The sequence below is a fragment of the Sphingomicrobium nitratireducens genome (genome assembly GCF_026157035.1).
Lineage (GTDB): Bacteria > Pseudomonadota > Alphaproteobacteria > Sphingomonadales > Sphingomonadaceae > Sphingomicrobium > Sphingomicrobium nitratireducens.
The window spans coordinates 354429-367282 of record NZ_JANJZA010000001.1 but is presented as its reverse complement, the minus strand read 5'-3'; the positions used below and the strand labels follow the sequence as shown (position 1 = coordinate 367282).

The following is a 12854-nucleotide window of genomic DNA, read 5'->3' as shown; positions in this document are numbered from 1 at the left end:
TTGGCGCCCGCAACGTTCAAGTATCAGGGGAGACTTCCACAGTGTTGACCATCATCGCCGCCATGCTCGCGAGCACCGCGCCCGCCGCGCAGGACAAGGCCGCCGCGCCGCAGCCGGTCACCAAGGCCGCCTATATCAAGGCTGTCGACGCGCGCTTCGGCGGGCTCGACGCCGACAAGAACGGGTCGCTCACCGCGACCGAGATCGTCGCCGCCCAGAAGCGGCTCGCCGACCAGCGCGCGGCCATGCTCAAGGAGCGCCGCACCAACACCTTCAAGGCGATGGACAAGGACGGCAACGGCCAGGTCAGCCTCGCCGAATGGGAAGCCGCCGCGCCCAAGCCCAAGCCCTTCAAGGGCGACGGAAGCGAAGTCGTGAAGCAGCTCGACGCGAACAAGGACGGTTACGTCACGCTCGCCGAGTATCGCGCGCCGCAGATCGCCAGCTTCGACAAGCTCGACGCCAACAAGGACGGCTCGCTGAGCCCGGCGGAGCGCGCGCCCAAGCGCTGATCCTCCTGCCGATCGGAAAACGAAAAGGGCGGGGTGCCGAGATGGCGCCCCGCCCTTTCCTTTTGGCTTGTCCGTGTCGGGGCGGAAGACCGAGCCCTCCGCCCCGTTCCCAGTGGTGGGAAGCTTAGAACCCGAACGTGAAGCCGGCGCGGATGCCGGTCTTGCCGCCCTTGTTGAAGCCGGTCGAGATGCCGAGGTTGACGGCGCTGCTCTCGCCGACACGGGCCGAGACCTGCATCGCACCGGCATGGGCGCCGCGATACGTGCCCCAGTTGGCGGTGATGTTGACCGACTTGCCCGGCAGGAAGGCCTGGCCGCTCATCGCGATGGCGACGGCAGTACCCGCGGCAGCCGCCTGGTCGACGCGGTCGATCTCCTGGCTCAGGTTCGACACCGAGAAGGCGACGAGGTCCTCGAGCGCGGTATCGGCAGCCATGCGCGACTGCTGCTCGGCGTAGAGCTGCGAACCGTTGATCGCATCGGTCGAGTCGGCGCTGACCTCGCCGTCGGCGACGCCCGCGATGGTGCGGTTGCCGACATGGACCTGGTTGGCCGCGGTGTTGATCGAGCCCGCGCCGATGGCGACCGAGTTGGCGAATTCGGCGTTCGAGGCGCCGTTGCCGATCGCGACACCGCCGGTGCCGTCGGCCATCGCCATGTTTCCGATCGCGACCGCGCCGTCCGAGGCGGCGACGTTCGCATTGCCGAGCGCGACCGCACCGGTGCCGGTGGCGGTGTTGTCGGCACCGATCGCGACCGCACCGTCGCCGGTGGCCGTGTTCGGGTCACCGATGGCGACCGCGCCGTTACCGGTAGCCGTCTGGCCGACACCGATCGCGACGGCGTTGACCGAGGCTTCGGAATCCGCGCCCATGGCGATCGAATCGCCGGTCATCGCCTCGACGATCTCGTCGACCTGGCCCTGCAGGATGGCGTCCTCGGCCATGCGCGCCGTGACCTCGGCATCGATGTTGGCCTGCAGCGTCACGTCGGCTGCCGCACGCGCAGTCGCTTCGGCGTCGATGTTGTTCTGCAGCGTCGTGTCGGCCGCAGCGCGAGCCGCCGCTTCGGCATCGACGTTCGCCTGCAGCGCGAGGTCGGCGTTGGTACGTGCAGTCACTTCGGCGTCGATATTGTTCTGCAGCGTCGTGTCGGCCGCAGCGCGAGCCGCCGCTTCGGCATCGATGTTCGCCTGCAGCGCCAGGTCGGCGTTCGCACGCGCGGCGGCTTCGGCGTCGATGTTGTTCTGCAGCGTGGTGTCGGCCGCAGTGCGCGCCGCTGCTTCCGCATCGATGTTCGCCTGCAGCGCCAGGTCGGCGCTGGTACGTGCAGTCACTTCGGCGTCGATGTTGTTCTGCAGCGTGGTGTCCGCAGTCTGCAGCGCCAAGATGTCGGCGTCGTTGCTGTCGATACGTCCCGAAAGCGCCGTATCCGCAGCCTGGAGCGCCGAGATATCCGTGTCGTTGCTGTCGATCTGCGCCTGCAGCGCGGCGTCCTCGCTGGCGCGGGTCGTCGCTTCGCCCGAGATCGCGGTCGCGTTGGTCGAGATCGCCGTGGTGTTGGTGCCGATCGCGGACGTGTTGTTGCCGACATCCGTCTGCAGCGTGGCGATGTCACCGTCGTTGGCGGTGATCTGCGCCTGAAGGTTGGTGTCCGCGGTCTGCAGGGCCGAGATGTCGCCGTCGTTGGCGGTGATCTGCGCCTGCAGGTTGGTGTCTTCGGCGATGCGCGCCTGCTGCTCGTCGTAGAGCTGGCCGCCAGTCACCGCATCGGTGCTGCCGCTCGACACGTCGCCGTCGGTCACATGGACGATCTTGCGCGTGACCTCGCCAAACCCCTCGTCCGGCCTCCCGACCGACACCGTGTACGCCTCGTCAGCGAGAGAGCTTTGGCCCAAGGCAACACTGCCCTCGGCGCCGATAGCGGTATACGCGTTCTCGCCAATCGCGGTCGAATAGTTTCCGTACGTCGTGGCGTAGTAACCAACGGCCGTCGACGAGTCCCCGGAAGCCAGCGACTCGTCGCCTACCGCGGTCGCGCCCCAATTCGAGGCCGTCGCGTTTTGGCCGCACTGGAGCGATCCCGTGCTGGTACCGGCGGCGCAAGCCTGCGCCTGTGCCGGGGCAGCGAACGCCACCGACAGGCCGACGACGCCGACCGACGAAAGAAGAATCTTTTTCATGAATATCCCTATTAGTCTTACGCGCACACGCAGCCCCTCGCGGGGCCGCCACGCACTTCATTACCACTGGAAAATGCCCTCCGGAGGACCCGGTCGACGCGCCCGTTAAGCCCATTGCGGTTTACCGGGCGCTAAAGCCCTAGGGTTAACGGATTCGTGAAGAAAGCCCTTTTTTTGGCGGGAATCCGACATTTCGATTCATGCCATTGAGGTTGATGGACTTTTTTTTCGCCCCCGCGTAAACCGCTCGCATCCCCGGGGGAGCGCTGTCGGCGCTTGAGAGGCGGGCACGAGCCCGCGACCCGTCGAACCTGATGCCGCTGACACGGTCGTAGGGAGAGGATTGGCCCGCCCCCGCGGCGCGCGCCCGTCCCTCCCCGCCCGGTCGGCCGAAGGAGCGTGACACGATGAGCGAACCCCAACTCACCGGCTGGCTGCTGGTCGGCTTCGGCCTCTACAGCATTGCCGCCTCGATCGGCGAGCTGCGCCACCCGGGCCGCTGGAAGGCGATGATCGAGGAACTCAACGCCAAGCCCGGCTTCGCCTTCATCGTCGGCCTGCTCGTCTTCTCGCTCGGCTTCGCGTTGAGCCTCGTCCACCCGCTCGCCCCAGCGGACGGCTGGCGCAGCGTGCTGGTCACCCTCATTGCCTACGGGATGGTGCTGGAAGGCCTCTCCTTCCTCGCCTTTCCCCAGTCCATGTCGGGCCTTGCCGCCCGGCTGATGACCGCGGCCAACCCGCTGTGGGTCGTCATCGCCGCCATCCTCGGCCTCCTCTTCCTCGTCGCCGGCTTCCCGCTGGTCTTCTAATCTTTCGAAAGTCCCCACCCATGGCAGACCGCGACCCCAACATCTCGCACCCCACCGTCACCACCGGCCCGATCCGCGGCTCGAAGAAAATCTACGTCGAGGGCCGCGATGGCCTCCGCGTGGCGATGCGCGAAGTCCATCTCGAGCCCTCCTCGGGCGAGCCCCCCGTCCCGGTCTACGACCCGTCCGGTCCCTACACTGACCCCGACGCCGCCATCGACATCGAGGCCGGCCTTCCCGAGCTGCGCCGCGACTGGATCCGCGCGCGCGGCGACGTCGAGGAGAAGACCCAGCGCGCGGTCAAGGCTGAGGATAACGGCCAACTCGGCCCCGACCGCTCGGGCGGCGTCAAACCCTTCCCCAACGTGCGCCGCCGCGTGCTTCGCGCGAAGCCCGGCATGAACGTCACCCAGATGCATTACGCGAAGAAGGGCATCATCACCCCCGAGATGGAATATGTCGCGATCCGCGAAAATCTCGGCCGCAAGGAAGCCCTCGGCACGCCCCGCGACGGCGAGAGCTTCGGCGCCGCCATCCCCGACTTCATCACGCCGGAATTCGTCCGCGACGAAATCGCCCGTGGCCGCGCCATCATCCCGGCGAACATCAACCACCCCGAGGCCGAGCCGATGGCGATCGGCCGCAACTTCCTCGTCAAGATCAACGCCAACATCGGCAACAGCGCGGTGGCCAGCGACGTCGCCAGCGAAGTCGACAAGATGGTCTGGGCCACCCGCTGGGGCGCCGACACGGTCATGGACCTCTCCACCGGCCGCAACATCCACGACACGCGCGAATGGATCCTGCGCAACTCGCCCGTCCCGATCGGCACCGTCCCCATCTACCAGGCGCTGGAGAAGGTCGGCGGCATCGCCGAGGACCTCACCTGGGAAATCTTCGCCGACACGCTGATCGAACAGGCCGAACAGGGCGTCGACTATTTCACCATCCACGCCGGCGTCCGCCTCCCCTACGTGCCGCTGACCGCCAAGCGCGTCACCGGCATCGTCAGCCGCGGCGGCTCGATCATGGCCAAGTGGTGCCTCGCCCATCACCGCGAGAGCTTCCTCTACGAGAAGTTCGACGAGATCTGCGAGATCATGAAGGCCTACGACGTCTCCTTCTCGCTGGGCGATGGCCTCCGCCCCGGCAGCATCGCCGATGCCAATGACGTGGCGCAGTTCGCCGAACTCTACACGCTGGGCGAGCTGACCAAGAAGGCGTGGGCGCATGACTGCCAGGTGATGATCGAAGGCCCCGGCCACGTGCCCATGCACAAGATCAAGGAGAACATGGACAAGCAGCTCGAAAGCTGCGGCGAGGCGCCCTTCTACACCTTGGGCCCGCTCACCACCGACATCGCGCCCGGCTACGACCACATCACCAGCGCGATCGGCGCCGCCCAGATCGGCTGGTACGGCACCGCGATGCTTTGCTACGTCACCCCCAAGGAGCATCTGGGCCTCCCCGACCGCGACGACGTCAAGGTCGGCGTGGTGACCTACAAGCTCGCCGCCCACGCGGCGGATCTGGCGAAGGGCCACCCGGCCGCCAAGGTCCGCGACGACGCCCTAAGCCGCGCCCGCTTCGAATTCCGCTGGCGCGACCAGTTCAACCTGTCCTTGGATCCCGACACCGCCGAGCAGTACCACGACCAGACCCTCCCGGCCGAAGGCGCCAAGACCGCCCACTTCTGCTCCATGTGCGGCCCGAAATTCTGCTCGATGAAGATCACGCAGGAGGTGAGGGACTTCGCGGCGAAGCAGGAAGCTGGCGTTCTAAATTCGCTCTCACCCGAGCCGCACGCCCCCGTCGACGGCAGTAAGGTCGACGACGCCGAGGATGGCATGGAAAAGATGAGCAGGCTCTATCGCGAAAAAGGAGAGAGACTTTACCTTGACGAAGAAGAGGTGGAGTGAACGAAGAAACTCTTTGGCAATCGCAAGAGGGTGCGCGAGTTGTAGTCTTCGATATTTGAAGTCCATGTTAGAGTTGGCGTGGAGGGCAAGCTGAAGCATTTTATTCTGGACGATCGCCGGATTTGGCTTCGCGCCTTTTACGGATTTGACCCCGAGAGTGCGGGGTATATCGGATTCACCAATCCTGGCGACCAAGCCACGATGCTTGATCGAATGGCGTCAGGCGATCTCGTACTAATTTATGGCGCAGTGGAAGACCTCACTCGAAAGGATCTACGAGCACAAGCATTAGGGTTCTTAGAAATCGAAACAACTCCATGTGTTGATCAAGACCGAATGTCTGACAAAGCCATCAAATGGAAAGTCGAACGAGGTTTCCAAGAAAGGTGGACCAACGGGATTATTGTCCGTCGCGCGTGGCATGTTACCAACCGAGTGGGGATTCGTACGATCGCGCCCAAGGCCTACCGGTCGGAACACAGATTCGAGCGCACGACGCGGGCAATCTTATTGGAACCCGAAGAACGATTGAGAGCGCTTAGCCACCACGTTCGAGAGACGAATGTTTATGGTGAAAAGCCAATCGACGATGGCGAGCAGTCGAGCGGCACATTCACTACCTTGTTGAGGCCATCGAAAGGCATTCCTCCAAGGTATGGCAAGCGCGAGCATCAATGCGAAGATGGAGAAAACGCCACGTACCTTATGACCTTCAACGGGCGAGCCAGTCTTCTGTTGGGTTCGGAGGTTAACCCGACCTTGTGCGTTGCCAAGGTAGGTCGATCAAACGATACGAAACGGCGATTAGGCCAAGTTAACTGCGGATTCCCAGTGCCATCTCAGGTCGGCTGGAGGGTTATACAGACCCATAAGTTCGAGAATGGAGCTACTGCGCACGATTATGAGGATGCTCTCAAATCAGCGTTTGAGAAGAGATTCAGGTCGCTAGGCGGTGAATTTTTTCTCGGGAGACGAGCGGAGATGGAGGCAGAGTTTACTCGTGTATGCTCAGTGGGAAAAGCCGTCATCCTCGGAGCGGCGGCGAAAGCGCAAGGCGCCAAATAGGATTTCTTGCACAATGCAGCAACTAACCGTCCGGGGCTTCGCGCCTCTCGGTCGAGTTCGCTCGCTGTCCTACGCAGTCTTTGACCTCGGCGCTACGCCCTCACCCAGCTCTTCGCCTTATCCAGCTCCGCGACCGGGAAGGCCTTGAAGGCGTAGGGCATCATCGGGGCGAACAGCTTTGCGGCGCGGGTGAGCCAGGTGGAATCGGTCACCAGCGCGACGCGGGTGAAGTCGGTGACGTGGGACAGGCCGAACTTCATGTCCGACCACGCCGCATCGCCCGAGAAGGTGGCGTAATCCTCGTCGAGGACGAGCAGCATCTTGAGCTTGTCGTGCTCCTTCAACTTCTCCTCGACCAGCGGGACCAGCGTCTCCTCGTAATCCTCAGCCGTGATGATCCCGACCCCGCGAAGCGCGACGACGTCGCGCGGCAGGCCGTCGATCGGCTCGAACCGGCCGGGGTCGTCGCCCTCCGCCTTCGCCCACGCCTTGGCCTCCTCGAACTTGTCGGCGGGGAAGCGGCGGATCTTGCTCGCCACGAACGCGTCGGCGATCGCGGGGGCCATCGACAACAGCATGTTGTCCCCCACCACCGCGACCTTGCGCACGATCTTGGAATGCACCGACACGAAATGGACGTGCCGCCCGAGCGCGGCGATGCTGTCCCAGTGCGGCAAATGGTCGAGCCGGATCACCAGGCTGGGCACCACGTCGTTCTCGTTGATGCTGCCGTCGATCGTGCTGGTCAGCGTGGCAAAGTCCTCCTCGCTCAGCGCGCCCTCGGGCTTGAGGATCGCCAGCGAGGGGTCGTTGAGGTCGATATGGATCATGGCGTATCTCCTTGGCGGAACCGCTCGCCCCCGCAGCCTTCCTGTCATGCCTTGCCCGCTCACGCCTTGACCGCGATCAAGCGGATAGGGCCCCGGACTGAAAATCCTGTCCTACGGACAATTTCATCAGCTACACCCGTCCCCATGACGCCAGCCGTCGCCCAAGGCCTGCACCGCCATCCCGCGCGCAGGCCTTTTTCATGCCTCGCGCGGGGGCGGCTGACCACCGTGGACTTTGTGCACTTCCCCTCGGGAAAAACTCCTACGCCGCCGCGCGCGGTGGCACCGCGGCAAGGGCCGCCGCCCGCCGAATAACACGCGCCATCTACGAGACTTTAACCCCTTCGCTTTACTGGCGATTCGACAGACCGGAAAACTGTGCGTGGGGAAATGATGGATTATCCGAGCGGCGGGGGTGCCTGGCAGCACCCCAATCATGTCGAGATCCCGGATGCGGCGACCGAGGGGATGCGCCGCTACAGGGAACCCGACCAACCGCATCCGCTCCAGCTCGCCTTCCTCGAACCGGAGGGCGAAGCCGCCTATGTCGCGGGCGTGCGCGACCTGCTCGTCGCCGGCCGGTTCGACGAGGCGGCCGCGAAACTGGAAGCCGACCTTTCGGGGTTCGAGGGCCGCACCGCGCGCATCGCGCTCGCCTGCCGTCCAGAAGAAATCGCGATCGAAGGCTGGGACGATCTCGCCGACATCCTCGCTGAATATGAAGGCCCGCCGATCACCTGCATCACCGCCGGTCTCGCCAACGATCCCGACCTCGTCTTCGCGCCCGGCGCCGACCATGAGCCCGACCTCATGTTCAACCTCTATTCGGACGACGAATTCGATTTCACCGCGCAAGACGACGCTGCCTTGCTCGCCGCCTGCGAGGACGAATGCCCGGGCTGGATCGGGCACGAGGAGGACGTCGAATTCTATGTCGGCATCGAAGGATTGGCCGCGCTCAACAGCGCGCTCGTCCAGTGCCGCCACCGCAATTACCTGCGCGACGGACACGAAGACGTCGAGGGACGCGCGCCCGGCGGCTATGTCGAATATGTTCTCGCCTGCTGGCTGCGTTGCACCCGCTTCCTCCAGGCGATCGCGCGCGCGATCGACGCGCACGGTCTTCCCGAGGGCGTCCGGCTGGTAGTCGGGACCGTCGGGCTCAACACCGATCTCGCGACGCTGCTCGGCACCCGCGCCGGCCCTGCACCGCGCGAAGCGGCCGGCCCCGCCATGGCGTCCCTGACGCTCGGCAATTGGGAACGCGGGCAGGCGCTCGAAGAGGAACCGCCAGCGGCACCCAGTGGCTCGTCGCTACGCCAACGGATCGACGGGGCAAGCGCACTCGCCTCCCCCCCGGTTGCGAGCGAAAACGAACCCGCTCCGACGCCTCCTGTCACGGAAAGGCGCGATGCGCGCCGCTTTTTCGCCAAGCTTTTCGGCTCTTGAAAACGCTCCGGGCGTTCCCAGCTAAACGAACAGGGTGGCCCTTGGGCTAATCTATGTTAGTTTGCGGAACGCGGTAAAAGGCGCGTGGAGGGCCAATGCTGCTCGATTTGAGAGCGTGTGAGAGTACGTACGAGACACAGGCGCAAGTCTGCATCGTTGGTGCGGGGGCGGCAGGCATCACGCTTGCCCGGCGTCTTGGCGAGGCGGGGATCGACACGATCCTGCTCGAAACGGGCGGGGCGGATCACGAAGATGCCGTCCAGTCGCTCGCGCGCGGCAAGAATCTCGGTCACGACTATTGGGAACTCGAGGAATCGCGCCTGCGCTTCTTTGGCGGCACCACGGCCATCTGGGGCGGCCGCTGCGCCGAGTTTGACCCGATCGACTTCGACCGCAAGGACTGGGTCGCCCACTCCGGCTGGCCGATCTCCTACGACGACCTGGCCCCCTATTACGCCGACGCGCGTCGGCGCCTCGGACTTCCCGCCAAGCAGGAAGCCTCCGAGATCTGGCAGTCGCTGGGCGAGGTCGCGCCGGCCTTCGCGCGCGGCAACCTCACCACCGACTTCTGGCAGTTCACGCCCGAAACCGAACAGTTCACGCTCCGCAAGTGCGACGATCTCGTCGCCTCGCCGCACGTGCGCATCCTGCTCCACGCAACGCTGACCGGGCTCAAGACCGACGACGCGCGCGAGACAGTTCGCACGGTTGAGGCCTCCGACATCTCGGGGCGCCGCGCCCGCATCGCCGCCAGGCACGTCGTGCTTGCGGCGGGCGGGATCGAAAATGCGCGCCTGCTGCTCGCCTGCAATCTGGGCAACCGCCACGACCAGGTCGGCCGCTACTTCATGGAGCATCCGCATGCTCGTGGCGGCGAGATCGTGAAGGGCGAACTGTGGCAGCTGCTGCGCCAGTTCGGCCGCCACGTCCGCGACCCGCAAGGGAACAAGCATGCCGCGCTGATCAAGCCGTCGGCAGAGATGCAGCAGCGCGAGGGGATTCTCGGCAGCGCGTTCAACCTCGGTGCCGTCCAGAAGGAACAATCGCGCCAGATCGCGACCATGCGGGCCTACAATGCGCTGCGCCACGACCTGTCGCCGAGCGCGCGCAACCGCGCCTTCTGGCTCAAGGCCAAGAAGACCGTCCTGCGCCTTCACGAATGGGTCGATCCCGCGCGCTCGCGGATGCTGGTCGCCGGCGGCTGGAGCGCTGCCGCGGTAATCCGCGCCGAGCAAGCGCCCAATCCCGACAGCCGGGTCATGCTCGGTCAGTCGATCGACGCACTCGGCATGCGCGAGGCCGCGCTCGACTGGCGCTTCAGCGAGATCGACAAGCACACCATCGCGGTGATGATGAAGGCCTTCGCGGGCGAGTTGCAGCGGCTCGGCCTCGGCCGGTTCGACCCGGCCCCGTGGATCGACGAGGCGGAAACCCTGTGGCACACGGACCCGCTGATCTGCACCCATCACAAGGGCGGATACCATCACATGGGCACGACCCGAATGTCGGGCTCGCCGCGGGAGGGTGTGGTCGATGCGGAGTGCCGCGTCCACGGCATGAACAATCTCCACGTCGCGGGCAGCTCGGTTTTCTCGACCTCCGGCTGGGCCAACCCGACGCTCGGCATCGCCGCGCTGGGGCTGCGGCTTGCCGACCGCCTCGAGAAGGATCTTGCGGGGGTCGCAGACGTCGAGACGGGCCTGCGCCGCGCCTCGGGCGACTACTAGGTCAGGCGCGCGGCACGCCCGCGCGGTCGAGTTCGGGGCCGAGTCTGCCGGCCAGGGCAAGGCCCCACATCCTGAAATCCGCGATCAACGACCAGAGCGGGTAGGTGAAGGTCGCGGGGCGGTTCTTCTCGATTCCGAAATGGGCGACCCAAGCGAAGAAATACCCCGCCACCGGCATCGCGACGGCGAGCTGCCAGCGTCCTGTCAGGACGAGCAGGAAGGCGAGCAGCACGACGAGGGTAGTGCCGACATAATGGAGCGCGCGCGTCTGCGGGCGCGAATGCTCGCGCAGGTAGAACAGCCAGAATTCGCCGAACGTCTCGATCCGCTGACCCAATGTTCAAACCCCTTCCCGGTCCCGCGCCCTACGCGCCGCCAGGGGACCAATCATCGTCCGCCAATTCGAAACCGTCAAATGTGAAGCCCGGGGCGACGATGCACGAGACGAGCGAATAGCCGGCCTGTCCGTCGAGCGGACGCGCCTGTTGCCAGGCCGAGGCAGGCACGATCGCCTGGTAGGCACCGTCGACACCGAGCACGACGCGGTCAACCGGGCCGGTCTTGCCGACCGCGGTTTCCAGCTCGAGCGGATCGCCCTCGTGCCACAGCCATATCTCGTGGCCGTCGATGCGGTGCCAGTGCGAACGCTGGCCCGCCTCGAGCAGGAAGTAGATGGCGGTCCCGACCGCCCGTTCCCCCCCGAGCGAGGGCGCGCGCCACGTCTCGCGATACCAGCCGCCCTCGGGATGAGGGACGAGCCGCAATCGCTCGATCAGGGCGCGCGCCGACACGCCTAGTAGAGGCCCGGCACCTCGTGCTGGGCGGCCGTCATCTCGTCGAGTTCCGGCTGCAGGGCACGATAGCGCTCCTTGAGCGCCTGCGGCTTGAGACCCGACGAGGAGATCGGGGTGCAGCTGCGGCCGCCGAGGAAGTCGAGCGCGGTCGCGATCATGTCCTCGTCTTTCGAACCGAGCTGCGCCGACAGGTCGTCGGTGGCCGCGCACGTGTTGGGCATGACGCCGGCGAGACCGCTGAAATATTCGCCCTCGTTGTCGGCGTTGACCGTCTTGAAGGCGACCACGCGGAGGCGGTCGTCGCACGGTGCAAGATCGCGCGCCACCTGGCCGACCGGCTTGCCGTACGTATTGCCGCCGACTAGCGCGAGGTTGGTGCCGACATAAGGCTTCATCGCGTTCGCGACGAGCTCGCTCGCCGACGCGGTGTTGCCCGTGCCTATGAACGCGATCTTGGTCGGGCTCACCGAGTTGCTGTCGGGATTGAAGCGATAGGTGCTGTTGTAGACCGACTTCGACGAGTTGAAGGTCGTGTGACTGAAGACCTCGTTATCCCAGCTGCCGCCGAGCAGGTCGCCGATATGCTCGGCGACCGACACCAGGCCGCCGCCATTGTAGCGGAAGTCGATGATGAACTCGTTGATCCCCTGCGACTTGAAGGTCGCGAAGGCGGTGCTGAGCGGCGCGTTGGCGGTCGAGATGAACGTGCGAAGATTGATGTATCCGACCTTCTTGCCGCCGTCGTCGAGGACCTTGTAGCCGTAGCGCGACGAAACCGGGTCGAGCGAATAGTCGGCCTTGGTCACGACGACGCTGACAGGGCCCGCCCCGTTGTCGATGGTGAAGTACACGGTGACGCCTTCCTCGCTCGGCCCGAGCGCGGCGTTGAGCGCCGCCGAACCGCCGGAGGCCATGATCGAGGACACCGACTTCTTGGTCGAGGCGCTGTCACCGATCTCGAGGATCTCGGTCCCGCGGTCGATGCCCTGCGCATAGGCGGGGCCGGATTCGAACGCTTCCATGATGAACAGGCGGTTCGAGGCATCGAGCGTCAGGCGCACGCCGAACCCGGCAGTCGAGCCCGAGCTGTAATAGGCCTCTTCCTCGGCGATCGAGGTGACGTAGGTGAAATGCTTGTCCTTGTTCTGCGCACGCGCCTGGGCGACCAGCGCGTCGATGTAGGACTGGAGGGTCGAGTGCGCGGCCTTGTTCACGCCGGTGTTGAGCAGCGTGTCGAACAGGTACCAGCTCTCCATCTCGCCAAGCGCCCAGTCCTGCCGCGCGCTCAGCGAACAGGCGGTGCTGGTCGGAGTCGGCGTGGGCGTCGGGGCCGGGGTCGGCGACGGGCTGGGGGTGACCGAGGAGGTGGGAGTACCACCACCGCCACTACCGCCACCGCACGCGGACAGCACGGCGGCAAGGGCAATCACTCCGGTCATACGCGACGGACGCATCAGCAAATCTCCATGTCGAGAATACAGGGGCTGACAGGACTTTGCCGACCTCTCCCCGCGACACAAGTTCGCTAGCCGACTCTTATTGTCGGTTTTCAATTCATTGTGTCTTT

General features: G+C 65.3%; 11 protein-coding genes. 6 read left to right on the top strand and 5 right to left on the bottom strand.

Going from position 1 to position 12854, the window contains the following annotated elements; all coding sequences use genetic code 11:
- Positions 1–41: 41 nt before the first annotated feature.
- Positions 42–512, top strand: a complete 471-nt coding sequence (locus NNY25_RS01835; RefSeq protein WP_265569651.1) for an EF-hand domain-containing protein — start codon at positions 42–44, stop codon at positions 510–512.
- 124 nt (positions 513–636) lie between these two features.
- On the opposite strand, the gene NNY25_RS01830 is transcribed toward NNY25_RS01835, so the two are convergent.
- The gene (locus NNY25_RS01830; RefSeq protein WP_265569650.1) at positions 637–2694 is read right to left on the bottom strand and encodes a YadA-like family protein; all 2058 of its coding nucleotides are present in this window, start codon (positions 2692–2694) and stop codon (positions 637–639) included.
- 407 nt (positions 2695–3101) lie between these two features.
- Here NNY25_RS01830 and NNY25_RS01825 point away from each other — a divergent pair, with 407 nt between their 5' ends.
- The 3 genes from NNY25_RS01825 (at position 3102) to NNY25_RS01815 (ending at position 6487) form a co-directional block, all read left to right on the top strand.
- Positions 3102–3503: a hypothetical protein gene (locus tag NNY25_RS01825; protein ID WP_265569649.1), complete on the top strand. Its 402-nt coding sequence runs from the start codon at positions 3102–3104 to the stop codon at positions 3501–3503.
- A gap of 20 nt (positions 3504–3523) precedes the next feature.
- Positions 3524–5422 carry a phosphomethylpyrimidine synthase ThiC gene (gene thiC, locus NNY25_RS01820; protein ID WP_265569648.1) on the top strand — a complete coding sequence of 633 codons (1899 nt, stop codon included), beginning with the start codon at positions 3524–3526 and terminating at the stop codon, positions 5420–5422.
- 78 nt (positions 5423–5500) lie between these two features.
- Complete coding sequence (locus tag NNY25_RS01815) at positions 5501–6487, top strand: GIY-YIG nuclease family protein (protein WP_265569647.1); 987 nt, start codon at positions 5501–5503, stop codon at positions 6485–6487.
- A gap of 92 nt (positions 6488–6579) precedes the next feature.
- On the opposite strand, the gene NNY25_RS01810 is transcribed toward NNY25_RS01815, so the two are convergent.
- The gene (locus NNY25_RS01810) at positions 6580–7317 is read right to left on the bottom strand and encodes a SpoIIAA family protein (protein WP_265569646.1); all 738 of its coding nucleotides are present in this window, start codon (positions 7315–7317) and stop codon (positions 6580–6582) included.
- 390 nt (positions 7318–7707) lie between these two features.
- Between NNY25_RS01810 and NNY25_RS01805 the strand changes: the two genes are divergently transcribed.
- Complete coding sequence (locus NNY25_RS01805) at positions 7708–8766, top strand: hypothetical protein (RefSeq protein ID WP_265569645.1); 1059 nt, start codon at positions 7708–7710, stop codon at positions 8764–8766.
- Between the two features lie 95 nt (positions 8767–8861).
- Complete coding sequence (locus NNY25_RS01800) at positions 8862–10493, top strand: FAD-dependent oxidoreductase (RefSeq protein ID WP_265569644.1); 1632 nt, start codon at positions 8862–8864, stop codon at positions 10491–10493.
- 1 nt (position 10494) lies between these two features.
- Here NNY25_RS01800 and NNY25_RS01795 read toward each other — a convergent pair whose 3' ends face one another.
- The 3 genes from NNY25_RS01795 to NNY25_RS01785 are packed head-to-tail and all read right to left on the bottom strand — an operon-like array spanning position 10495 to position 12741.
- Positions 10495–10830, bottom strand: coding sequence for an Mpo1-like protein (locus NNY25_RS01795; RefSeq protein ID WP_265569643.1), 336 nt, complete (start codon positions 10828–10830; stop codon positions 10495–10497).
- A 28-nt stretch (positions 10831–10858) separates the two neighbouring features.
- Positions 10859–11284: a cupin domain-containing protein gene (locus tag NNY25_RS01790; RefSeq protein WP_265569642.1), complete on the bottom strand. Its 426-nt coding sequence runs from the start codon at positions 11282–11284 to the stop codon at positions 10859–10861.
- A 2-nt stretch (positions 11285–11286) separates the two neighbouring features.
- On the bottom strand, positions 11287–12741 hold the full coding sequence (locus NNY25_RS01785; protein WP_265569641.1) for a S41 family peptidase: 1455 nt from the start codon (positions 12739–12741) through the stop codon (positions 11287–11289).
- Positions 12742–12854 lie beyond the last annotated feature (113 nt).